The sequence below is a fragment of the Xanthomonas sp. Leaf148 genome, assembly GCF_001423585.1.
Taxonomy (GTDB): domain Bacteria; phylum Pseudomonadota; class Gammaproteobacteria; order Xanthomonadales; family Xanthomonadaceae; genus Xanthomonas.
On sequence record NZ_LMOP01000012.1, the window covers coordinates 291,597 to 314,167 of the forward strand.

A 22,571-nucleotide genomic window follows, 5' to 3' on the forward strand; every position below is an offset into this window, starting at 1 on the left:
CGCGGCTGTCTGACAGACAGAATGGCGAGGTTGGCTCGCGCGGGTCGGGCTGCGCGGGTGTGCCGTGAAGTCACGCGATGCCGGCGCTGGCGACGGCGGTTGCGCATCCGCGATCGGGCGAAAAGCATGGTGACAAAATCTGTCACCACCGCTTCCTAGACTGGGCGCCCACTCCGAGGAATGTCCTGGTGACCATCATCACCCGCTCCCGCCCGACCGACCCTGCAGCTCCAAGCGCGCTCGATGCCCACGCGCCCACACTGATGCCCTCGCGTCCGGTCACGTTTGTGTTCCCCAGCGCTGGCCGGCCTTTTGTTGGCCACCGAACCGGGCCTGCCGCCCATCCCGGCAACCCGGTCGACCGACGACACGTGCTTCTCGCCTGCAAGGTCACATCCACATGTGCCGCTGCCACCGGAGCACTGCGCCAATGAAGCGCCTTCAATACAACCGCTATGGTGGCCAGGACGTCATGCAGCTGGCCGAGTTCACGCTTGCTGCGCCGGCAAAGGGCCAGGTCGCAGTGAAGGTGAAGTACGCCGCGATCAATCCGGTCGACTGGAAGATGCGCAACGGCGTCATGAAGATCGTGACCGGGAGGACGTTTCCGCGTGCGATGGGCATGGATCTGTCGGGCGTAGTGCTCGCGGTGGGCGAAGGCGTTACCCGCTTCAAGCCCGGCGATGCGGTGTTCGGCCTGGCGCGCTTCAAGGAGTGCGGCGCATTGGGCGAAGCGGTGATCACCACCGAAGAGAGCCTGGTCAAGAAACCCGATAACGTCTCCTATGAAAACGCCGCGTGCCTGGGCACGCCCGGAGTCACCGCGTGGAATGGCCTGGTCGACAAGGCGGCGCTGAAGAAAGGCCAGCATGTGTTCGTCAACGGCTGCGCCGGCGCGGTGGGCGAAGCGGCGGTGCAGCTGGCGCAGCTCTTGGGTGCAACCGTGTCCGGGAGTTGTAGCGCGGGGTCGATGGAGCGGGCCAGATCGCTGGGCCTGAAACAGGTCTACGATTACAGGGTGACCCGACCGGAAGACATCCATGAGCGCTTCGACGTCATCTTCGACACCTCGGCCGTCATGAAAGCTGCTACGGGATTGGCGTTGTTGCGCGACAAGCGCGGCAGCTTCCTGGATCTGGAGCCCGACCTGGGAAAGTTTGTCCGCGCCGTGGTGGACCGCCGCTTCAAGCTGGTGATCGGCAAGCCGTCCAGCGCCATCCTGGCTTACCTCGCCAGCGCTGCGGAAGCGGGAACCTTCGGCCTGCCGATCGGCGAGATCGTTCCGCTGGAAGGTGCCATCGGCTTGATGAATACCCTTGAATCCGGCCAGAAGCGTCCGGGCAAGGGCCTGGTCAGAATGGACTGACATGTCGCGTAGCCAGCGCCTGTTCGATCTCTTGCAAGTGTTGCGTCGACACCGGGGAACCGTGTCCGGCAGCACGCTCGCACAAGAGCTTGGCGTCTCGTTGCGCACGATCCGGCGCGACATTGCGACCTTGCAGGCGATGGGTGCCGATGTCGAAGGCGAAGCGGGCGTGGGCTACATCCTGAGACCAGGCTTTGTGCTTCCGCCGCTCTCCTTCACCGAGGAAGAAATCCGCGCGCTGGTCACCGGCGCGCAGTGGGTCAGCAGCCAGAGCGACGATGCGATGACGCAGGCAGTGCAGAACGCACTGGCAAAACTCGACGGGGTGATCTCGCAGGAGGTGCGCCTGGCACTGGACGACAACGTGCTGTACATCAGCCGGGCACGGCGGCCAGAAGCAATCGTCGACCTTGGAAAAATCCGCAAGGCGCTGCATGCACAACGCAAGTTGCAGATCGGCTATACGAGCAAGACCGGCGTAGTGTCGGAGCGCACGATCTGGCCGATCATGCTGGGCCTGGTCGACGCACGGTGGCATGTCGCCGCGTGGTGCGAAGCGTGCGGTGATTTCCGCATCTTCCACGCAGACTCTATCGACAGGATCGATTATCTGCAGGAGCAGTATCAACGCAATCGCCGCCAACTGGTGAAGCAATGGCGGGCTAGCGCTGGCAATCCATGCAAGCAGAGCGATTGCTGAGCGCTTGACCTGCAGCGGCGACACCGATCGCTATCGTCGCCAAGACGTCGCTGGTGGCGTTGTGCAACATGCAACAACCACCAGTGACGTTACCCAACAACCTAGCGGTGATTCATTCGCTCGAACAAGGCTTCACCCAAGCGACGGGTGTCGGCCGAAATGCCGATCAGCACCTCGTCCTTGCCGGCTTCCAGCTGGGCAATGGCCTCTTGCGCAAACTGCTCGGCAGACATCATGTTGCGCGCTGCGGTCCCTGCACTGCGGGTGCCGCCACCTAGCCCGGTATCGACGATTGGCGGGGCAATCTCGATCACGCGCACGGTACTTCCTTTCAACTGGTGACGCAGACTCAGGGTGAAGGAGTGCAGCGCCGCCTTGCTGGCGCAATACACCGGCACATCGGCCATCGGCGAGAACGCCAGCCCCGAGGTGATGTTGATGATGGCCGCGTGCTGTTGCTGCTGCAGCAATGGCAGCAGCTCGGCAATCAGATGGATCGGCGCGGTCAGGTTGATGGCAATTTCCTGATCGAGATGGGCCACAGCATCGGCGCCAGTGAAATCGCGATGCTGTTGCACACCGGCATTGTTGATCAGCACGTTGCAGTGCGGGTGGTGTGCCTGCAACCAGTCCACCAGTGCACGACGACTCGCCGTGTCGGTGATATCGCAGACCTGGGTGATCAATGCTGGCAGCGTGTCCTTGGCCTGGCGTAACGCCGCGGCGCTGCGCCCACAGATGATGACGGTGTTGCCCTGCTCCACCAGCGCGCGTGCGAGCGCAAAGCCAATGCCGGTAGCACCGCCGGTGATCAAGAGGGTGTGTGAGGTGAGTTGCATGCGCAATATCCTTCCAGGGTCAGTGGAGGCGCGCCGATGATGGGTCGTGAGAGATCACCGGGCACACCTCGTTCCGGCAATGCCGGTCTCGGTGTCGCGGATACCCTCAGCGGGAGAGCTTGCCACCCGGATCGGATGGATGACCGGGCTACCATCCGGCCTGCACTCTTTCGACCCCGCAACTGTAGCCATGCCATGCAACGCAGGCAATTGCGCGGGACGCAGTGACGTACGCAGGTTCAGCGTCGGCACTGTGTCGGCTGCGCTCACCGCGCGCGCTCCGCTGGACGGCTACGTCGCGATGCCGCGCGGTCATCATGCCGACGGCGTGGACGTTCACGCCGCAGGCAATGACCAGGTGGTCGCCCCCAATGCGCTGCGCCTGGACGCTGTGGAAGCCGCTGTGCCATGACAACCGATGGACACGCTGGAACTGGTGTTGGCGTACGCGAAGATCAAGCGTAGCGGCGTCACCGCCGTGCAGTCTCCGGTGGTCGAAGGCGACCTGCTGCGGTTGCAGTTGCAGTTGCGGTTGCAGTTGCGGTTGCAGTTGCAGTTGCAGTTGCAGTTGCAGATCAAGTATCGCGTCCTGCAACCCGATGAAGCCATCGCGCCCGCGTGTGCGGGGGCGCGATGTTGTTGCGCCGCCGATATCGGTCACCCGTTGCTTCGGCAGGATGGAGCGCGCCTGGCCCCACTGCGCCGGCTGCCGATCCATTCAAGCACCAGCGCGCTACCGCGCTGCCAGTTCTGCACGAATGATCTCTGCGCCTGCACTGAGGGCAGAGAGTTTGCCTCTCGCGATGTGTCGGGCGAGAGGCGCCATCCCGCAGTTGGTGGACGGGTAAAGCTTGTCGGTATCGACAAAGCGGAGCGCCTTGCGCAGCGTGTCGGCCACTTCCTGCGGTGTTTCGATCGTGTTGCTTGCCACGTCGATGGCGCCGACCATCACCTTCTTGCCGCGGACGAGTTCGATCAAATCGATCGGCACGTGCGAGTTGTGGCACTCCAGCGAGACGATGTCGATCGTGGATGTCTGCAGCTTGGGGAACGACTCTTCGTACTGACGCCACTCCGACCCCAGGGTCTGCTTCCAGTCGGTATTGGCCTTGATGCCGTAGCCATAGCAGATATGGACGGCGGTTTCGCATTTGAGCCCTTCGATTGCCCGCTCGAGGGTGGCAATGCCCCAGTCGTTGACCTCGTCGAAGAAGACATTGAAGGCCGGCTCATCGAACTGGATGATATCCACGCCGGCAGCTTCGAGCTCCCTGGCTTCCTGGTTGAGGATCTTGGCGAATTCCCATGCCAGCTTTTCGCGGCTTTTGTAATGCGCATCGTAGAGGGTATCGATCATCGTCATGGGGCCGGGCAGCGCCCATTTGATCGGCTGCCGGGTTTGCTGGCGCAAGAACGTTGCATCGTCGACAAAGACAGGCTTGGGGCGGCTCACCGCGCCCACGACGGTCGGCACGCTGGCGTCATAGCGATTGCGAATCCTGACGGTCTCACGCTTTTCGAAATCGACGCCGCTGAGGTGTTCGATGAAGGTGGTGACGAAATGTTGGCGGGTCTGTTCGCCGTCGCTGACGATATCGATGCCGGCGTGCTGCTGTTCCTGCAGCGACAGGCGCAATGCGTCCTGCTTGCCTTCGATCAGTTCCTCGTCCTGCAACTTCCAGGGCGACCAGAGTTTCTCCGGCTGCGCGAGCCAGGAAGGCTTGGGCAGGCTACCGGCGGTAGAGGTGGGGAGCAGCTTGTTCATGATGGGCGATGTCTTGGGTTCTGGTTGATCAGAGCGCGTGGCCGGAGGCCCACTGCGCGAGAAGATGTCCGTAGGGCCTGATGAAGTGCTCCTCGGTGAATTTCCCCTGCGTCACCGCGAGCTGACTGCGCTCTTGCCGGTCGTAGACGACCTGGGTCGCCGAGTAGTCCTGATGGGTCAGGCTCGGCTGGTAGATGGCCCCCGCCGCGGAATTGGCGTTGTAGATTTCCGGCCGATAAATCTTCTGGAACGTCTCCATGGTGCTGATGGTGCCAATCAGCTCGAGATTGCTGTAATCGCCCAGCAGGTCGCCGAAGAAATAGAACGCCAGCGGGGCCGCGCTGTTCGCAGGCATGAAGTAGCGCACGGTCAGGCCCATCTTCTCGAAGTACCGATCCGTCAATGACAACTCGTCCTGCCGGTACTCGATGCCCAGGATAGGATGCCGGTTTCCCGTTCGGTGATAGACCCTGCTGCTGGAGACGCTGATGCAGATGACAGGCGGCTTGGCGAAACGCGCGCTGTACGCGTCCGAGTTCACGAAATGCTTGAACAACTGGCCATGCAGGCTGCCGAAATCGTCCGGAATGCCGAATGCGGACCGGTCCTGATTGTGGGCCGGCAGCAGCACGCTGAAATCGTAGTCGCGTACGTAGGAGGAAAAATTGTTTCCTGCGATGCCATCGATGCGCGCACCGGTTGTTCTATCGAGAATGTTGGTCTTCAGTATCTCGATCAACGGAAACTCGTCGCCCCGCTCACTCCCGGCAACCATCATCTCCACCGAGATGATGTCGAGTTCCACAGCATAGCGGTCGCGCTTTGAGTTATCCCAGTGCGCCAGGTCGTTGAAGCGGTTGTTGATCATCGCAAGCGTGTTGCGCAAGTTTTGCTGGCGACGCTCGCCCCTGGCCAGGTTGGCGAAGTTCGTCGTGTTGCGCGTATTGCCCGCGGGACGGTAGTCCTCGTCGAAGCGGAGGCTCTTGATGCCGAAGGTGAATTCTTGAGTCATTGCGAGCTGACGCCTTGTTTCCGAGATGAGACGAGCGCGCGTCCCTGCACAGGCAGTGATGCGCGCTGGAGGGACGCCGAGAATGCGGATCGGCAAGCGATCGCCGGCTGATCCTGTGGCCGGCAAGAGGCATTGCGGCAGGCCTTGGGCCGAATGGCCCTCAGGCGGCGGCCACGTTTTTTTCTGCGGCAATTTTTTCTGCGGCGAGCGCGTTTGCCTGCTGGGTCAATGCGATCAGCGGCAGTGCGCGCTGCACCGCCAGCTTGGCGCGCTCGGCCAGGGCCTCGTTGTGCACGCGGTAGTCCAGGAAGTCGCGGTCGGTGGCGTAGACGCCCAGCGGCAGGGTGCGTGCCTGGAAGAAACTGAAAAGTGGCCGCAACTGGTGATCGATCACCAGCGCATGGCGTTCACTGCCGCCGGTTGCCGCCAACAGCACGGGCGTGTCGATCAAGGCATCCTGATGGATGAAGTCGAAGAAGTGCTTGAACAACCCGGTAAAGGAACCGCGATAGACCGGCGTGGTCACCACCACGATGTCGGCCTGCTCCACGGCGGCAAGTTCCTGCTCCACCGTCGCGGGCAGCTGCGAGCGCCAGAGCGCACCGGCGAACTGCGGCGCCAACGCCCCGAGTTCGACCAGATGCTGCTGGCATGGCACTGCGTCGGCGATCAAGCCCAGCAGATGCTCGGCCAGGGCGACGGCCTTGGAGGGACGTTGCAGCCCGCCGGAGACGGCGACGACACGGAGCGGGTGTGGCACGTTGACAGTCATGCGGGGCGACCTAGAACGACGAGCCTTGATGCTAGGACTCGCATTCGATGAAGTAAAATGGTGTTATTTCAACAATCCATGAATTCGGATCATCTGAATGCTTGAGCGCATCCATCTCACCATCGTCCAGCAGGTCGAGCAGCAAGGCTCGCTGACGGCCGCCGCAGGCGTATTGAACCTGACCCAGTCGGCGCTGAGTCACAGCATGAAAAAGCTGGAACAGCAGCTGGGCACCGACGTCTGGCTGCGCGAAGGGCGCAGCCTGCGCCTGACCCAGGCCGGCCAGTACCTGCTGGCGGTGGCCAACCGGGTACTGCCGCAACTGGATCTGGCCGAAGAGCGCCTGGGGCAGTTCGCGCAAGGCGAACGCGGCGCGCTGCGCATCGGCATGGAGTGCCATCCCTGCTACCAGTGGCTGCTCAAACTGGTGGCGCCCTATCTGGCCACCTGGCCGGATGTGGATGTGGACGTCAAGCAGAAGTTCCAGTTCGGCGGCATCGGCGCGCTGTTCGGCTACGAGATCGATCTGCTGGTCACGCCCGACCCGCTGTACAAGCCCGGGCTGCGGTTCGAGCCGGTGTTCGACTATGAGCAGGTGCTGGTTGTGGCCAAGGGCCATGCGCTGGCGTCGGCGGCCTACGTCAAGCCCCAGCAGCTGACGCGGGAAGTGCTCATCAGCTATCCGGTGGACCTTGATCGCCTGGACATCTACAGCCAGTTTTTGTTGCCGGCCGGTGTCACGCCCAGGCGCCACAAGGCCATCGAAACCACCGACATCATGATGCAGATGGTGGCCAGTGGCCGCGGCGTGGCCGCCATGCCGCGCTGGCTGGTGGAGGAATACGCCTCCAGGATGGACGTGGTGCCGGTGCGGCTGGGTGCGCGCGGTATCCCCAAACAGATCTTCCTGGGCGCACGCGAGGCAGATATCGCCATCGACTATCTGCGCGCCTTCATCGAACTGGCCCGGCAGCCTGCCACTGGCACCGCCACGACATCTGCAGCCCACTGAGACAGGACGACAAGACCCCTTGATTGATGCCAAGACGCCCGGCGTCGCCCGCACCATCGCCAGCACCATCACCGACGCCTATTCGCTGGAAGTCAGCGCAAAAGACACTGCCGGGCTGGCAGCCGCGGCGCCGCGGATCATGCGTGGCGCAACCATTGCCATCCCCTACCTGCCCAATCAGGACGACGACGCGCGGCTGGCTGCGGCTCGGCGGGTGCGCACCCTCGGCTTTCAGCCGATGCCGCACCTGTCCGCGCGCCGCATCGCCTCGCGCGACGCGCTGCACAGCTTCGTCAGCCGCGCTGTCGATGAAGCCGGCGTTGAGCGCTGCCTGGTGATCGCAGGCGACCCGCCTGCTCCGCTCGGGCCGTTTCCGGACAGCGTGTCGCTGATCGATACTGGGGTCTTTGAGCGCTTGGGTATCCAGACCATCGCCGTGGCGGGACATCCGGAAGGGCATCCGAGCATGCCTGCCATCGATCGATGGGATGTGCTGGAGCACAAGTGTCGCAGCATCACCGCGCACGGCATGGCGCCGCTGATCGTCACCCAATTCGCGTTCGATGCCGACATCGTGCTGACGTGGTTGCAGGCGCTGCGCGCGCACGGCATTGAACATCCTGTGCGCGTGGGCGTGCCCGGTCCTGCTGGCGTGGCGGTGCTTGCACGCTATGCCGCACGCTGCGGTGTCGGCGCATGCACAGCGATGCTGTCCACGTACGGCATCTCGCTCGGCAAGCTGTTGGGCACCGCAGGGCCGGAGCGTTTTGTGGATCGCCTGGCCACTGGCCTCACCGAAGCGCATGGAGACGTCAGCCTGCACTTCTACCCTTTCGGCGGGATCGCACAGACGGTCGCGTGGGTGGAGCGCTACCGCGCCAGCATCGCGCGAGTCAGGGCGGACTAACACCCGCCCAATTCAGCGCCGCACATCGACTGCAGACCTCCGGCTTTTATCAAGCGAAGCGTTGTGGCTTCGACATGTCCACGACCCAGATCACAGTCTGTAATTTCTATTTCTGGCGTTTTGTTTGCTACGCGTGAGGTGCTGCAGCGCACAGCAGACCTGTCACAAGTGCGAGGTATAACCATCGGCGAATCGCGGCGAGGGGGCGCTGCATCCGATGCCGTTGCCCTGCGTGGCGGCATTGCATCCGCAACGTCCAAGGAGAGATGTCGCCATGCCCAAGCCGTCATTGCTATCGCTGATGTGCACCCTATCGCTCGTATCCCTGCCGCTGGCGGCGGCCGAGTTGCAGCCCAAATTGCTCGCTGGCCCACCGGAGGAGTTTGCGCAGATGCGCGCGCCCGACCCGGCCGAGTCGGCGATCCTGTCCAAGAGTGCATTGCTGCCGGTGGAGCTGACGCCCGCAGGCACTGCAGCGCGCTGGCAAGGCACGCTGCCAGTGGAAAACGGTCACCTGCGTTTCATGGTGCTGGCGGGCGAGCAGGCGTGGGATGCAGCGGTGAGCGCACCACGCGCTGCCGGCGCGCGCGCTGCTGCAGCACCCCAGGTGCAGGCACAACGCACGGTACTGGGCAGCGCAGAAAGCGGCACCAGCGGCATGCGCTATGCCGTGGACACTGCACAAAACGGCGCGTGGTCGCTGACCCTGCAATCGGCATCGCCGGTGGCGCAGCGTGGCTATGTGCTGATGGAAGGCGATGCGCGCACGCAGCTGGCTTCGTATCCGCGCGACCGCCAGCAACTGGTGGGCAAGTCGCTCACGCTCAACGCCATGCTGAGTGGCAGTGACGCGCGTGGTGCAACCTTGCTGGCCGGCCAGGCCGGACAGATCGACGACGCCAGCCTGCGCGTGATCGACCCGCAAGGCGGCGTGCGCGTGCTGCCGATGGCTGACGATGGTACGCACAACGATGGCGCCGCCGGCGACGGTGTGTATGGCGGCAACTTTCAGCCAACGCGTGAGGGCACCTGGATCGCGCAGGTGATCGTGCGTGGCCACGACCAGGCCGGGCAGGCGTTTGTCCGCACCAGCGAACACGTGCTGCCGGTGCTGGATACCGCGTTGCGATTGCTCGGCAACACGCTCAGCGCACGTGCTGCCGAAGGCACGCGGCTGACGGTGGCACTGCCGGTGGCCGCACGCGGCAATGCGCCGTCGCACTATCGGGTGTTCGGCCAGGTCTGGGGCACCGATGCCAAAGGCAAGGACGTGCCGGTAGCGTGGATCGGCGGCATGCTGACGCCGCAGCAGGGGCAGTTACCGCTGAGCCTGGACGAACGCTGGATCGCACGTGCCGGCGCGCGTGCACCGTTCACGCTGCGTGGGTTGCGTATCGAAGACCCGGACCACTACATCCCGTTGGTGCAGGCCGGCACGCTGCCGTTGCAGGTGCCCGCGTTGCGACGTGCCAGCATCGCGCGGTCCAGCGCTGCGATCGACGACAGCATGCGCATGGGGCCGCGTCCGTCGACGCTGGCCACCGCGATGGCACAGCCGCAGGCGGCCGGGTCGCAGTTGGTGCTGGTGCACGGTTATTGCTCCAACGGCGTGTGGCCGCAGGCGCAGTTCACCAATGCCTCGACGTTTCTCGATGCCAAGCAAAATCGCAGCAACGACCAGTTCGCACAGCGCATCGCACAGTTCGCCAGCCAGTGGTCGTCGTTTTCCACCGTGGCGCACAGCCAGGGCGGCATGGCCGCACTGCATCTGTATGCGTACTACTGGAGCGGCCTGGATAACGCCACCGGTGGGCGCGTGATGCAGTCGGTGGGCACGCCCTACCAGGGCACCAATCTGTCGGGCGTGCTTGCTGCGGTGGGCTCGTGGTTCGGCGTGGGCTGCGGCACCAACACCGACCTCACCTACGACGGCGCCAAGGCCTGGTTGGCCGGTATTCCCGCCGACGCACGCGCCAAGGTCAACTACTACACCACCTCGTTCGCCAAGACCAACTGGTACACCAACGACTACTGCAACGCCGCGTCCGATCTGATCTTGAACGACCCCGAAGACGGCACCGTGGAACAGGTCAATGCGCAGCTGCCGGGCGGCGTGAATCGCGGCCACACCACCGGCCAATGCCACACCACCGGCATGCGCGACCCCGCGCAATATCTGGATGCAAACCGCAACGCGGTGATGAACGCCAACGCGGCGCGGTGATGCAGTTCTAGCGGTGTGCAATGCGATGGCCGGCGTCTGCGTCGGCCATCGCGACATGCATGGGAACACGTGGTGTATTGCATGTATTGATTCTCTCTCGCCTAAGCGCGGCCAACACCACTCCTACGGCTTTGAGTATTTACCCACCGAGGCGTAATCCACGCTCCACCCTTGGTAGGAACGTGCCTACGCGCGACACATTACCGACAACCCACCAACGACAGGCGGATGACGCCCAACACTCACACATTCAACCACCGCGTGGAAATCGCCACGCCCACCATCAACACCGCAACCCCGATCAAGGCACCGATCAGGCCGATGCCGTGGGCGGCGAACCCGATCAATGCCGGCCCGGTCAGAATACCGGCGTAGCCCAATGTCGTGACTGCGGTGATGGCGATGCTCTCCGGCATGCGCGTCTGGTTGCCGGCCAGCGAGAAAAGGGCCGGCACTATATTGGCGCACCCCAGCCCCACCAACACGTAACCGCCCAACGAGGCCTGCCACGGGTTCACCAGCGTGAGCACCAGAAAACCCACACTGGCCAGCAGCGCGCCAAACACGATCGAACGGAGGCGTCCCAGCCGCTCCACCACCGAGTCACCCAACAGACGGGTCACCGTCATGGTCAACGCAAACACCACATAGCCCAGGCCGGCGGTACTGGGGTTGACCTGGTGCACATCTGCCAGGAACACCGAGCTCCAGTCCAGAATGGTGCCCTCGGCAAGAAACACCACAAACGCCAGAACGCCGATAAACAGCACGATGCCCTTGGGCAGCGCGAGCAACGGCCCCTGCTGGGAGATACGCTCGGCACGCCAATGCCGAACGGACAGTGCACCGACAAGCAGCATGGCAATCACACCGGCGGTCGCAGCGCTCAGCGGACCAATGCGCGCCGACAACAGCAGCGTCATCGCACCGGCACCGACAAAGCCGCCGATGCTGAAAAACGCATGAAATCCCGACATCATCGCGCGCCTGGCATCGCGTTCGACCACCACCGCCTGCATGTTCATCGCGCAATCCATCGCGCCAACGCCGGCGCCGAACACGAACAGCACCGCGCCCAGCATCCACGGGTTGGCGACAACGGCCAGAAACGGCAGGCTGATGCAGATCAATGCAGCCGTCACCGCCATCACCATGCGAAAGCCGAAGCGCGCTGACAGGGCGCCGGCCAGCGGCATCGCCAGAAACGAGCCTGCGCCCAGGCACAGCAGGATCAACCCGAGCGCACCATCGTCCACGCCGGTTCTGGCTTTGGCGAACGGCACCAGCACCGCCCAGATGGCTGCAGCAAAGCCGGGAATGAAGAAGGCTGCGCGCGTGGCGTATTGCTGCGCGCGAGCGCTGGAGCTAGGTGCAAGCGACATGCAAACAATTCCAATGGGAGCGGCGAACGGAAACGGCGACGGGGCCGCCAAGCGCGCGCTCGCTGGTTGAAACATGGCATGACCACTGCTGCACCACGCTTGCTGCAATCGTCCCTGTCCGATGGGATGACACGCATCACTATCGCTAGCGAAACACCACCGTGCGATGGCCGTTGAGCACGATGCGATGCTCGACATGGCGCCGTACCGCGCGCGCCAGCACCAGCGATTCGGTGTCGCTGCCCAGGCGCACCAGATCGCGTGGGGTCATGGCGTGGTCCACGCGGGCGACGTCCTGTTCGATGATCGGGCCTTCGTCCAGATCTTCGGTGACGTAATGCGCGGTGGCGCCGATGATCTTGACCCCGCGCGCGTGCGCTTGGTGGTACGGCTGCGCGCCCTTGAAGCTGGGCAGGAAGCTGTGATGGATATTGATCGCGCGCCCGGCCAGCGCGCGGCACAGGCCGGGCGAAAGAATTTGCATGTAGCGCGCCAGCACCACCAGATCGATGTGCAGGTCGTCGACCAGGGCGAGCAGCTGCGCTTCCTGCTCGGCGCGCGTGTCTGCGGTGACCGGCAGATGATGGAAGGCAATGCCGTAGGACGCGGCCAGCGGTGCGAAATCGGCGTGGTTGGAGACCACCGCGACGATATCCACCGGCAACTGCCGGCTATGGGTGCGGAACAGCAGGTCGTTGAGGCAATGACCCTGCTTGCTCACCAGCACCAGCAGCCGCGCGCGGCGACGCGCGTCGTGCAACTGCCATTCCATCTCAAACGCGTTGGCCAACACCGAAAACTGCTGCTCCAGGGTGGCGATGTCGGTTGATGGCGGTTTGTCGAAATGTACGCGCAAGAAAAAGCGGCCGCTTTCGTCGTCACCGAATTGCTGGGCGTCGAGGATGTTGCAGGCAAGATCGAACAGCAGCCCGGTGACGCGGTACACGATACCGGTGCGGTCGGGGCAGGACAGCGTAAGAATGTAGTCGGAGCGCATCGGCGCAATGATAGCCAATGGATGACACCGCTGGCGCAGTGCTTGCGTCGGTAACTTTTACATTGCGACGTGGTGCAAGCGTCGGGGCAGCTGCACTGCAGGTATGCGTGATGGCTCGGTGCCCGTGGTGCGCGCAGATCGGCCGATCAGCGCAGTGCAGGCGTTGCGCTGGTGGCATGCCTCGCCAAACGCGATGCGCATGCCACTCCCGATCAAGGTCAGCGCGGCGGCAGCCGCAACATCAGTCGCCGATTGATCTCGTCCAGTTGCGTCATCGAGGCCTCCACCGAGGTCTCCATCGCTTCCTGGGTGGTGATGTGCGCACGCAGATGCGCAGGGTCGGAGAGTTCGCCACGCACCAGAAACACGTTCTCGCCCACCTCGCCGACGTGCCGGCTGAGCACCACGTAATCCACCTGATCGAAGCCATGCTGCTTGGCCAGCGGCAGCAGGCGCGCGGCCATGCGGACGCTGGCCTCGTCGGTGGGTTTGTTCAACTCGGCATCGAGCACGCCCACCGCTTCGCGGATCTGCGCGAACAGATAGTGGTCCGGATGTTCGGGATGGTCCGGACCCACCGGGCCCTGGTTGACGACCGGCTCGGCGGTCATCGTGTGCCACCGGCGCAGGTCAGTGCGCGCGGTGTGCGCTCGGTCGAACCGAGCGTGATATGCAGGTGTCGCATCGCATCCTCCCTGGAGCGGCGGCTGTAACGAGCCGGCATTTTAGAAGGTCTGCTGCATGTTGAGGTGAGCAAGACGCATCGCGCCGCGCTTTCAAGCGAAGCGCGCAACACGCGCGCGCCTCTGCGCGGCGATCAGGCCTGCCCTGCCCGCCGCGCCGACACCTCTGCCAGCACGGCCCAGTCTGCATTGCCATCGCCATGCGCGATGGCGTCGTCCAGGCTGGCGCGCAGCAGTTCGCCCAACGGCATCGGCACCTGTTTGTCGGCGCCGGCCTGGATGGCCAGGTCCACATCCTTGCGCCCCAGCGTGGCGGTGAAGCCGGCGGGTGTGTACTGGCGCTGCATGATCAGCTTGCCGTAGCCCTGGTACGCGGGTGCGGCGAACAAGGTGGTGGTGAGCATGCCCAGGAATTGGGTGGCGTCCACGCCGTGCCCGCGTGCCAGTGCGCTGGCCTCGGCCATGGCGCCAATGGCGCTGGCAAGGCAGAAGTTGGCAGCCAGTTTCACCGCGTTGGCCTGCTCCGGGGCATTACCGATGTGCCAGGTCTTTTGCCCCAGCACATCGAACATCGGCTGCACCCGCGCCAGCGCGGCCGCATCGCCGGCCGCCAGGATATTGAGCTTGCCGGCCTCGGCCACGTCGACGCGGCCCAGCACCGGTGCGGCAACGTAGGCGATGCCACGCTCGGCGTGCAGTGCGGTCAGCTCGTGCGCCAGCGCCACCGAGATGGTGGCCATGTTGACGTGCACGCTGCCGGCTGGCAGTGCGTCCAGCACGCCGCCGTCCAGCACGGTCTGACGAACCGCGGTGTCGTCGGCCAGCATCGAGAACAACAGCGGACCGTGTGCGGCGTCCACCGGCGCATCCACCACCGTTGCCCCGGCATCACGCAAAGTGCGCGCGCGTTCTGGCGAACGGTTCCAGACGCTCACTTCGAAGCCGCCGCGCAGCAGGTTGTGCGCCATCGGCAGGCCCATCGTGCCCAGCCCCAGAAATCCTATCGGCATGCGTATGCTTCCTCTTCGGTATGACGTCGGTGGCGTGCGTCAGCTGGCGAACACGCCGCGTGCATCGCGCGGTTCGCAACGCAGATATTGCGGCGCCGGTGTGACCGATGCACCCAGCGCAGCAGCGGCATGCCACGGCCAGCGTGGGTCGTACAGGATGCCGCGCGCCAGTGCGATTGCATCGGCCTGGCCCTCCTGCACAATCGCCTCGGCCTGCGCCGGCTCGGTGATCAGGCCCACGCCGATCACCGGCATCGTGACCTGCGCACGGATCTCCTGCGCAAACGGAATCTGATAGCCAGCCTGCACCGGAATCTGCTGACGCGGGTCCAGCCCGCCGCTGGAGACATGGATGTACTGCGCGCCACGTGCATCCAGCGCCTTGGACAGGGCGATGCTCTGCTCCAGATCCCAGCCGCCTTCCACCCAGTCGGTGGCCGAGATGCGCACGCCGACCGCGATGCGCTCGGACACCGCCGCACGTACCGCGTCGAAGATGCGCAGCGTCAGGCGCATGCGGTTTTCCAGCGAGCCGCCATATTCGTCGCTGCGCTGATTGCTCAGCGGCGACAGGAACTGATGCATCAGATAGCCATGCGCGGCATGCAGTTCAATCAGCTCCAGGCCCAGGCGTTCGGCGCGGGTGGCCGCGGTGACGAACGCAGCGACCACCGCATCGATGCCGGCCTCGTCCAACGCCTGCGGCGACGGTTTGCCCGGGTTGAACGGCTGTGCCGAGGCAGACACGGTCTGCCAGCCATGCGCGTGATCGGGGGCGATGGCCTCACCACCCTTCCACGGCAGGTCGGTGGAAGCCTTGCGGCCGGCATGCGCCAGCTGGATGCCGATCGGCATCGGCGACCAGCGTCGCACCGACTGCAGCACCTCATCCAGCGCCTGCTCGGTGGCATCGTCGTACAAACCAAGATCGGCGTAGCTGATGCGCCCTTCCGGCAGCACCGCAGCGGCCTCCAGGATCAACAGGCCCGCGCCCGATTGCGACAGCGTACCCAGATGGATGCGGTGCCAATCGCTGGCGCGGCCGTCCTGTGCGGAGTACTGGCACATCGGCGCGATGACGATACGGTTGGCGAGCGCGAGCGGGCCGAAGGCGATGGGGGTGAACAACTGGCTCAAGGCAACATCCAGACGCGACATGGGGACACCCATTGCACTGCGCCAGGCGCCGCCGCACAACCGCTGCAATGGATCACTGCGTCATGCAGAGCGCGCACTGTCGTACCTGGCCTGCGGAGTGTGCAGTGGGTCTGGTGACTGCTGCAGGAAGGCCAGCGCCTGCGCGCACGACTGCTCCACCTTCAGGCTGAGCAAGTCGTCGGCGCGGGTACGCCCGAAGTTCAGCGCGGCGATCGGCAGGCCGTTGCGCGCGGCAGTCTGCACGAAGCGAAAGCCCGAATACACCATCAACGACGAGCCCACCACCAGCACCGCATCGGCGGCCTGCAAATGCGCAAACGCACGCTCCACACGCTCGCGCGGCACGTTCTCGCCGAAGAACACCACATCCGGCTTGAGCACGCCGCCACACACCGGGCACGGCGGCACCACGAAGGTCTCGAAGGCGACATCGTCCAGATCCGCATCGCCATCGGGCGCCTGCGCCGCGTCCAGCGTGGCCCAGCCGGGATTGTCACGCTCCAGCAGCAGCTGGAACTCGGTGCGCGGCATGCGCCGCTCGCAGCTCATGCACCGCACTACATCGAGCCGGCCGTGCAGATCGATCACCGCCTGGCTGCCAGCGGCCTGATGCAGGCGGTCCACGTTCTGGGTGAGCAACACTTCCAGTTGCCCGCGCGCTTCCAACGCGGCCAATGCGTGATGGGTGGCGTTGGGTTGTGCCAGCCCGAAGCGCGGCCAGCCGACCAGGCTGCGCGCCCAATAGCGTTGCCGCGTGGACAGCTCGCCCATGAAGGCCTGAAAGGTCACCGGTTGCGGACGCTTCCAGCCGCCTTGCAGATCGCGGTAATCGGGGATGCCCGAGTCGGTGCTGCAACCGGCGCCGGTGAGCACGAACAGGCGCTGGTGGCGCTCGATGAACGCTTGCAGCGCATCGCCGGTATGGTCGGTCAGGCCCGTCATCATGCAACTCCGTTAGCGGTGAGATCACTGTGCAACACCTTGGCGTGATGCGCCTGCAGCGGCGCACCACGTTCAGCCGGTGCACTGCGGGCAGTGGGTAGCTCGACGCGCGCCAGTGCGCCACCTGGTGTCTGCAGCACAGGGGTACGACCTGTGCGTTGCGCTGGATGCAGATGCAGGTCCATCGGCAGGCAGCAAGCGGCTGTGTCGCTCACGATGGGGCCGTGCGGGCCAATTCCAAGCCGACGCCTGCGGCGGACTCAGGCGCCGCATCTGCGGCAAGGCAGTATGCAGTTGCGGGTTTGCGCCTGTCGCTCGTCGCGTGCCTGCAGGCAGGCAGGCAAGCGTGTGCAGCGTGGTCCGGTGCTTGCGTACATCGCCATCTGGCAATGGCGCTGCGACACCAACGCGCAACACGTGCGGGTGAACGACGGCCATCGCGTCAAGACCCTCGGCCGCGCGAAGAACCGCAGCATCGCGCACAAGCGCACAGTCCGCAGATGCGGCAGCAATCCGCCATTACAGCAAGCTGCTGACCTCGATCAAACTGCCATCCGGGTCGCGGCGGAGACCGACAACACCGCGCCGGTTGCGCCGGTGCGCTGGATCGGAACCTGCTCGATGATGACGCCGGCAGCGACGATGCAGTCCTGCGCCTGCTGCAGCACAGTTGCGGTGATCAGGCATGGATCGGCCGATCCGGGCGTTGGCACGCGTGCATTGGGGTCGAACGCGCGCCCGGCGGCATGCAGGTTGATCTTCTGCTGCCCGAAGGCCAGCGCAGGCCGCCGGTCGCCGAACTCACCAGCTGCATACCGAGCACGCGCGCATCAAGGTCGCAGGTGGCATGCACGTCGGCAACGGTGAGCAACAAGTGGTCGAGTCGCTCGATCCGCCTGTCATTCGCCACGCGCAGGATGCGGCGCAAAGCGGCCATACGGGCGTGCGTCATCGGCGCGTTGGCGCAACACGTGTGCGGCGGCAAACGCCAGCGCCAGCAGCGTCAGGCACATGCCGACCAGCCCGGCCCAACCGCCGTGTTGCCAGAACCAGCCGCCGAGCGCGCCGATCACACTGGAGCCGGCGTAATACGCCAGCAGATACAGCGACGCGGCATGACTGCGGTGCGTGCCGCCGAGCCGGCTCACCCACGCGCTGGCGGCCGAATGCGCGATAAAAAAGCCGATCGTCAGCAACACGATACCGCCCACCACCAGCGCCAGCACATGCGCCAGGGTCAGCGCCACGCCGAGCACGCACAACACGATGCCGGCACTGACCACCGGCCCGCGACCGAACCGATCCGACGCCGCCCCTGCCACCGACGAGCTGACGATGCCGAACACATAGGCGCTGAAGATCATGCCGATCTGGCTCTGGCTCAGGTTGAATTCCGGCCCGCCCAAGCGAAATCCGGCGTAGTTGTAGAGGCTGACGAACACGCCCATCAACAGGAACGGCAACGCGAACAACCACGGCAGATTGCGATCGCGCAGATGCCCGGCCCAGGCGCGCAGGTGGAACTGCAGATTGACCCCATGCCGACGCACGAAATGGCGCGACGGCGGCAGCAGCCACACAAATGCAATGGCACATAGCAGGTCGAATCCGCTCAACAGCGCCAATGCCGTACGCCAGTCGGTGTGGTCGGTCAGCACGCTCATCATGATGCGCCCGCTCATGCCGCCGAATGCGTTGCCGGCCACATACAGGCCGGTGGCCGCGCCAAGTTTGTTGGCCGGTAGTTCTTCGCCCAGATACACCATCGCTACCGCCGGCACGCCGCCCAACGCGATGCCGGACAGGGTGCGCACCACCACCAGCGCGCCCCAGTGCGGCAGGAACGCCGCGATGAGGTTCAGCACCGCGGCCAGCGCGATGGAAGCGAACATCAGCCCGCGCCGGCCCAGGTTTTCCGAAACCGCCCCGGCACAGAAGATCGCCACGGCCAGCCCGCCGGTGGCCAGCGACAGCGGCAGCGAGGCGGTGGCCGCATCCACGCCGAAGGCGCGTGCGAACTCGGGCAGCACCGGCTGCACGCTGTAGAGCAGCGAGAAGGTGGCAAAGCCGGCCAGGAACAATGCCAGCCGGATGCGGCCAGTGGCAGGCGCCGCGAGCTCGGGGACGGCGGCACTGACCGGTAGGGCGCTGGAGCGGGAATCGGAAGCAGGCACGGGTATCTGGATGAGACCGGGGACGGGGAGTATTCGCCCGCCATCACCCCCTGTCCAATATATGATGCTGGCAGTTGCCATATATGAAACAGATACCATGGAGCTGCGTCACCTGCGCTATTTCCTGGCGGTTGCCGAGGAAGGCAACTTCACCCGCGCTGCGGCACGGGTCGGCATCGGCCAGCCGCCGCTGAGCCAGCAGATCCAGACACTGGAGCGCGAGCTGGGTACGCCGCTGTTCCGCCGCACCCATAGCGGCGCGGAACTGACGCCGGCCGGCGAGGCCTTTCTCGGCGAAGTGCGCCGGGTGCTGGCCGATGTGGAGCGCGCCGCGGAAACCGCCCGGCGTGTGGCGCGCGGCGAATCCGGCCGGCTGCGCATGGGCTTCACCGCCTCGGCCGCCTTCAGCCCGGTGGTGCCACGCCTGATCCGCGATTTCCGCCGGCAATGGCCGCAGGTCGAACTGCTGCTGGAAGAAACCAACACCGCCAGCTTGCTGGTGGGCCTGGCCGATGGCCGCCTGGATGCGGCGTTCGTCCGCTACGGGCTGAGCACGCCACCGGACCTGCAGCTACTGCGCTTTGCCGATGAGCCGATGAAGATCGCGGTGCCGGCGGCGCACCCGCTGGCCGCCCGCAACAGCGCGCCGTTGGCGGCGTTGGCCGGCGAGCCGTTCATCCTGTTTCCGCGCAGCTTCGGTTCGAGCCTGTACGACGAAATCCTCGCTGCGTGCCGCGAGTCGGGCGTGACCTTGCGGATCACCCAGGAGGCGCCGCAGATGTCGTCGATCATCAACCTGGTCGCCGCCGAACTCGGCATGTCGGTGGTGCCCGCGTCCACCGCGCAACTGCAGCGTCCCGGCGTGCGCTACCTGGATATCGAAGGACGCATGCCGCTCGCTCGACTAGCCCTGGCGGTTGCACCGGGCGCGCTGGACAGCGCTCCGCTGGTGCGCCATCTATGGGGGCTGGCGGAATTGATCTGAATGTAATCAAGAACCGACGTCGCAACGACCTCAAGCGGCTGATCGCCCTTTACGCGCCCGGCAGCGGGCGCGGCACTTTCCACACCTGCGCACTGGCTTGCCGCACCGCGCTCGCCACTTTACGCCTACCCCCAGGGTAATCCGTTGCTTGGAACAAGTTTCATGCTGCCACGTATCACTGCTGCCAACGACATGCCCTGACTGCAGCAGTGATATGCGCGACAGATATCAGCGCAGTGAGAACCAGAAATTTGTAAGACGGTCAAACCCTGGGACAGTCGACATCCTACGTAGCACGATGCCGTTCAGACAACGAGTTGAAGTAAATCCACGAATGGTTACGGGTGTTCCGTTGGCCACCAGAGATTGGGGAGGTGTAACCCACGTGATTGCCCCACGATCGTTTCCACGAGTCACTCTAATACACGTTTCAAATCCTGTATTATTGATACCTCTGCCAACCACATAAACTGAGTTGATGTTACTGCTGTTCGGAACACCGACCATCAACACATGGTAATCCTGGCTCAACTGGGCATTGGCACTCGGCAAAAAGCACAGCGATGCTGCCAGCACGCTGGCGGCCATAAACGAACTCTTTATGCTCATTTTTATTCACTCCCGGATTTTGATCGATTAAAGATGAGAAACCCATTTGACGGGACTTCCGGTGATCGCGGTCATCATTGTGCAATGGGTTCCACCCAAGGATGGCAACTTGCATCCGCTGTTGCGCGCAGTGACAATCGCTAATCACATCCGGACTCTACTTGACGGCTCTGCAAAAAAACGGAGGCAACTTCGTGCAATGCTCCAAGGGTTCGCCATGCGACATATTCCGGTCACATTTAGTGCGATCAGGTTCGGGCCTGCCATCGCGACGACAGCGCTTTGTTGGCAACGGGGTCTTGATCTCAACCATGATTGAGGTTGTTCAATATGGACTTCCCCGCTACAGAAGTATCGCCATGCAACTGCGCCACCTTGTTCTACCCTGCCTCGATCCGACCCTCAGCCTGCGCTTCTATGCAGATACGCTGCAGTTGCCACTGTCGGGCAACAGCGTTCGCATCGGCTGGAGCACGCTGGAATGCATCCAGGCGCAGCAGCCTGTGGGCAGCGTGCATCTGGCCTTCAACGTTGCGCCTGCGCGCTTCGATGCAGCGGCGGCATGGATCGGCGCACGTGCAACGCTGCTCACCGATCCCGCTGGCCAGGAACGCTTCCAGCTCGATGGCGTGTGGCAATCGCGTTCGGTCTACTTTGCCGGCCCCGATGGCGCCGTGCTCGAACTGATTGCGCGCAATGCACTGCAAGACGCACCCACCGGCCAGGGCATATTTCATGGCAGCGAATTGCTTTGTCTGAGCGAGATCGGCTTGCCCAGCAATAACGTCGACGCGGTGACCAGCAGCGTGGCCCATCATTTTGGCGTGCAGCCGTTTGCGCCGGCCGTGGACGGCTTTGTCGCGCTGGGCGACGATGACGGCTTATTGATCGTGGTGGATCAGCGCCGGCGCTGGTTCCCGCAGCAACGCCAGCTGCCGTGGGCCGACGGCTTGCGCGTCAGCGTGGATGCACCACAGCCGGGCCTGCGGCTGCGCGATGCGCAGGGCTGGGAATTGCTGGCTGCCTAGGTCACAGCACCACGTTGGCTTTGCAGTACAAGGCGGCATCGCGCCGCATCGCCGTCACCTCGACCATGCATGCTTTACCCCGCTGCCGTGCTGCCGTGCTGGTGGGCGATAGCCACAGCACGGCGCTCTGCCATCGCACACCCGCTGGCTGACCTGCTCGATGCACGCACGGCGCCGCCACCGATGCGGCAGCGCCGTGCATCGGTCGCGTTGCAAACTCAGAGGTAGTACCAGGTTACATGGGCAGTCATCCCACCCAGGCCGGACGACTCCACCGCCACCGTCATGACCGGATTGCCCCGGGCGCGGCCACCCACGTAGTAGCACTTGATGTACGCATAACCGCGCTTGGGCGGGCATGCGCCTTTGTAATAGCCCACACGCTCGCCAACGATCTCCATCTGCGTTGCGGCGGACAAATGGATCGCGTCCCAGTAAGCATCCTTGTCGGCATTGTCGCAGCCGGTGAGCTTGGCGCCCGATTCGGATTTGTTGTACCAGTGCGTCGCCGCACAATTGGCGAGGCGTTTCACCTCGGTCGAGCGATAGGACAGATTCCCACTGACCTTGAACGAATCCGCGTAGGCCGACGTGACGCCGCCAAGGGTCAAGGTGAGCACTGCAGCCACGGCAAACACACCGCGCTCCAGGTAACGAGAAATGCGCATGGTCTTTCCCTTCAGTGCGAGGGCCGATTGCCCGTCGGCGAAGGTGGACACTGGCGGTGACCGCATGACGACCTGCGCGTGACAACCCCGGCACATCACTCGACAACGCGCTACGTGGCTGCACGCTGCACCATCGCATTAACGTCCAGCCGCACGTCGTGCCGTTAAGTGCCCTGGTCTCCACGACGAGATCGTCGTGAATCTGGCGGTTTTAGCGCAGTGCACAGCTGCTAGCGGACAGCGGGTTATCGAACGACAGCCATCGTGTCTTCGACACCAACGTCCATGCACGAAACAGCGTGCGATGGTGCGGATAACCAGCGCACTCACTTCCGCGA

The 22,571-nt window shown here is 64.2% G+C and carries 19 protein-coding genes and 2 pseudogenes; 8 read left to right on the forward strand and 13 right to left on the reverse strand.

Going from position 1 to position 22,571, the window contains the following annotated elements; all coding sequences use genetic code 11:
* Positions 1 to 430 precede the first annotated feature (430 nt).
* The gene (locus tag ASF90_RS18365) at positions 431 to 1,366 is read left to right on the forward strand and encodes an NAD(P)-dependent alcohol dehydrogenase (protein ID WP_055853486.1); all 936 of its coding nucleotides are present in this window, start codon (positions 431 to 433) and stop codon (positions 1,364 to 1,366) included.
* Position 1,367: 1 nt separating this feature from the next.
* Positions 1,368 to 2,066 carry a YafY family protein gene (locus ASF90_RS18370; protein WP_055853488.1) on the forward strand — a complete coding sequence of 233 codons (699 nt, stop codon included), beginning with the start codon at positions 1,368 to 1,370 and terminating at the stop codon, positions 2,064 to 2,066.
* A gap of 101 nt (positions 2,067 to 2,167) precedes the next feature.
* Here ASF90_RS18370 and ASF90_RS18375 read toward each other — a convergent pair whose 3' ends face one another.
* On the reverse strand, positions 2,168 to 2,905 hold the full coding sequence (locus ASF90_RS18375) for an SDR family oxidoreductase (RefSeq protein ID WP_055853490.1): 738 nt from the start codon (positions 2,903 to 2,905) through the stop codon (positions 2,168 to 2,170).
* Between the two features lie 376 nt (positions 2,906 to 3,281).
* On the opposite strand from ASF90_RS18375, the pseudogene ASF90_RS24350 reads away from it, so the two are divergent.
* Positions 3,282 to 3,434 (forward strand): annotated as a pseudogene (locus tag ASF90_RS24350) (porin); the annotation flags it as partial.
* Between the two features lie 204 nt (positions 3,435 to 3,638).
* On the opposite strand, the gene ASF90_RS18385 reads toward ASF90_RS24350, so the two are convergent.
* The 3 genes from ASF90_RS18385 to msuE form a co-directional block, all read right to left on the reverse strand.
* Positions 3,639 to 4,670 (reverse strand): methionine synthase, encoded by a 1,032-nt coding sequence (locus ASF90_RS18385; RefSeq protein WP_055853494.1) that lies wholly within the window; start codon positions 4,668 to 4,670, stop codon positions 3,639 to 3,641.
* Between the two features lie 28 nt (positions 4,671 to 4,698).
* A complete protein-coding gene (locus ASF90_RS18390; protein WP_055853496.1) occupies positions 4,699 to 5,682 on the reverse strand; it encodes a DUF1852 domain-containing protein in 984 nt (327 codons plus the stop codon).
* Positions 5,683 to 5,842: 160 nt separating this feature from the next.
* A complete protein-coding gene (gene msuE / locus ASF90_RS18395; RefSeq protein ID WP_115560497.1) occupies positions 5,843 to 6,442 on the reverse strand; it encodes an FMN reductase in 600 nt (199 codons plus the stop codon).
* A 109-nt stretch (positions 6,443 to 6,551) separates the two neighbouring features.
* On the opposite strand from msuE, the gene ASF90_RS18400 reads away from it, so the two are divergent.
* The 3 genes from ASF90_RS18400 to ASF90_RS18410 all read left to right on the forward strand — a co-directional run bounded on the left by ASF90_RS18400 (position 6,552) and on the right by ASF90_RS18410 (position 10,597).
* Positions 6,552 to 7,466: a LysR family transcriptional regulator gene (locus ASF90_RS18400; RefSeq protein ID WP_055853500.1), complete on the forward strand. Its 915-nt coding sequence runs from the start codon at positions 6,552 to 6,554 to the stop codon at positions 7,464 to 7,466.
* Positions 7,467 to 7,488: 22 nt separating this feature from the next.
* Complete coding sequence (locus ASF90_RS18405) at positions 7,489 to 8,373, forward strand: methylenetetrahydrofolate reductase (protein ID WP_156364988.1); 885 nt, start codon at positions 7,489 to 7,491, stop codon at positions 8,371 to 8,373.
* A 274-nt stretch (positions 8,374 to 8,647) separates the two neighbouring features.
* A complete protein-coding gene (locus ASF90_RS18410) occupies positions 8,648 to 10,597 on the forward strand; it encodes a choice-of-anchor X domain-containing protein (protein WP_055853503.1) in 1,950 nt (649 codons plus the stop codon).
* A 242-nt stretch (positions 10,598 to 10,839) separates the two neighbouring features.
* On the opposite strand, the gene ASF90_RS18415 is transcribed toward ASF90_RS18410, so the two are convergent.
* The 8 genes and pseudogenes from ASF90_RS18415 to ASF90_RS18455 all read right to left on the reverse strand — a co-directional run bounded on the left by ASF90_RS18415 (position 10,840) and on the right by ASF90_RS18455 (position 18,943).
* Positions 10,840 to 11,979, reverse strand: coding sequence for an MFS transporter (locus tag ASF90_RS18415; RefSeq protein ID WP_055853505.1), 1,140 nt, complete (start codon positions 11,977 to 11,979; stop codon positions 10,840 to 10,842).
* A gap of 145 nt (positions 11,980 to 12,124) precedes the next feature.
* On the reverse strand, positions 12,125 to 12,976 hold the full coding sequence (purU, locus tag ASF90_RS18420) for a formyltetrahydrofolate deformylase (protein WP_055853506.1): 852 nt from the start codon (positions 12,974 to 12,976) through the stop codon (positions 12,125 to 12,127).
* A 218-nt stretch (positions 12,977 to 13,194) separates the two neighbouring features.
* Positions 13,195 to 13,587: an XVIPCD domain-containing protein gene (locus ASF90_RS18425; protein ID WP_055853508.1), complete on the reverse strand. Its 393-nt coding sequence runs from the start codon at positions 13,585 to 13,587 to the stop codon at positions 13,195 to 13,197.
* A gap of 206 nt (positions 13,588 to 13,793) precedes the next feature.
* Complete coding sequence (locus ASF90_RS18430; RefSeq protein ID WP_055853510.1) at positions 13,794 to 14,669, reverse strand: NAD(P)-dependent oxidoreductase; 876 nt, start codon at positions 14,667 to 14,669, stop codon at positions 13,794 to 13,796.
* A 39-nt stretch (positions 14,670 to 14,708) separates the two neighbouring features.
* Complete coding sequence (locus tag ASF90_RS18435; protein ID WP_055853512.1) at positions 14,709 to 15,827, reverse strand: NADH:flavin oxidoreductase/NADH oxidase; 1,119 nt, start codon at positions 15,825 to 15,827, stop codon at positions 14,709 to 14,711.
* Between the two features lie 60 nt (positions 15,828 to 15,887).
* Positions 15,888 to 16,769 carry an NAD-dependent protein deacetylase gene (locus tag ASF90_RS18440; RefSeq protein ID WP_055853515.1) on the reverse strand — a complete coding sequence of 294 codons (882 nt, stop codon included), beginning with the start codon at positions 16,767 to 16,769 and terminating at the stop codon, positions 15,888 to 15,890.
* A gap of 519 nt (positions 16,770 to 17,288) precedes the next feature.
* A pseudogene (locus tag ASF90_RS18450) lies at positions 17,289 to 17,706 on the reverse strand (VOC family protein).
* Positions 17,669 to 18,943 carry an MFS transporter gene (locus ASF90_RS18455; RefSeq protein WP_055853518.1) on the reverse strand — a complete coding sequence of 425 codons (1,275 nt, stop codon included), beginning with the start codon at positions 18,941 to 18,943 and terminating at the stop codon, positions 17,669 to 17,671. Before ASF90_RS18455 ends, ASF90_RS18450 begins: the two are co-directional and overlap by 38 nt.
* 97 nt (positions 18,944 to 19,040) lie before the next feature.
* Between ASF90_RS18455 and ASF90_RS18460 the strand changes: the two genes are divergently transcribed.
* A complete protein-coding gene (locus tag ASF90_RS18460; RefSeq protein ID WP_055853960.1) occupies positions 19,041 to 19,928 on the forward strand; it encodes a LysR family transcriptional regulator in 888 nt (295 codons plus the stop codon).
* Positions 19,929 to 20,896: 968 nt separating this feature from the next.
* Positions 20,897 to 21,565: a hypothetical protein gene (locus tag ASF90_RS18465; protein ID WP_055853520.1), complete on the forward strand. Its 669-nt coding sequence runs from the start codon at positions 20,897 to 20,899 to the stop codon at positions 21,563 to 21,565.
* Between the two features lie 218 nt (positions 21,566 to 21,783).
* Here ASF90_RS18465 and ASF90_RS18470 read toward each other — a convergent pair whose 3' ends face one another.
* Complete coding sequence (locus tag ASF90_RS18470; RefSeq protein WP_115515047.1) at positions 21,784 to 22,284, reverse strand: hypothetical protein; 501 nt, start codon at positions 22,282 to 22,284, stop codon at positions 21,784 to 21,786.
* Between the last annotated feature and the right edge of the window lie 287 nt (positions 22,285 to 22,571).

Coding starts and splice junctions, on each gene's coding strand:
- ASF90_RS18365 (WP_055853486.1), top strand. CDS start 431: ATGAAGCGCCTTCAATACAACCGCTATGGTGGCCAGGACGTCATGCAG.
- ASF90_RS18370 (WP_055853488.1), top strand. CDS start 1,368: ATGTCGCGTAGCCAGCGCCTGTTCGATCTCTTGCAAGTGTTGCGTCGA.
- ASF90_RS18375 (WP_055853490.1), bottom strand. CDS start 2,905: ATGCAACTCACCTCACACACCCTCTTGATCACCGGCGGTGCTACCGGC.
- ASF90_RS18385 (WP_055853494.1), bottom strand. CDS start 4,670: ATGAACAAGCTGCTCCCCACCTCTACCGCCGGTAGCCTGCCCAAGCCT.
- ASF90_RS18390 (WP_055853496.1), bottom strand. CDS start 5,682: ATGACTCAAGAATTCACCTTCGGCATCAAGAGCCTCCGCTTCGACGAG.
- ASF90_RS18400 (WP_055853500.1), top strand. CDS start 6,552: ATGCTTGAGCGCATCCATCTCACCATCGTCCAGCAGGTCGAGCAGCAA.
- ASF90_RS18410 (WP_055853503.1), top strand. CDS start 8,648: ATGCCCAAGCCGTCATTGCTATCGCTGATGTGCACCCTATCGCTCGTA.
- ASF90_RS18415 (WP_055853505.1), bottom strand. CDS start 11,979: ATGTCGCTTGCACCTAGCTCCAGCGCTCGCGCGCAGCAATACGCCACG.
- purU (WP_055853506.1), bottom strand. CDS start 12,976: ATGCGCTCCGACTACATTCTTACGCTGTCCTGCCCCGACCGCACCGGT.
- ASF90_RS18425 (WP_055853508.1), bottom strand. CDS start 13,587: ATGACCGCCGAGCCGGTCGTCAACCAGGGCCCGGTGGGTCCGGACCAT.
- ASF90_RS18430 (WP_055853510.1), bottom strand. CDS start 14,669: ATGCCGATAGGATTTCTGGGGCTGGGCACGATGGGCCTGCCGATGGCG.
- ASF90_RS18435 (WP_055853512.1), bottom strand. CDS start 15,827: ATGTCGCGTCTGGATGTTGCCTTGAGCCAGTTGTTCACCCCCATCGCC.
- ASF90_RS18440 (WP_055853515.1), bottom strand. CDS start 16,769: ATGACGGGCCTGACCGACCATACCGGCGATGCGCTGCAAGCGTTCATC.
- ASF90_RS18460 (WP_055853960.1), top strand. CDS start 19,041: ATGGAGCTGCGTCACCTGCGCTATTTCCTGGCGGTTGCCGAGGAAGGC.
- ASF90_RS18465 (WP_055853520.1), top strand. CDS start 20,897: ATGCAACTGCGCCACCTTGTTCTACCCTGCCTCGATCCGACCCTCAGC.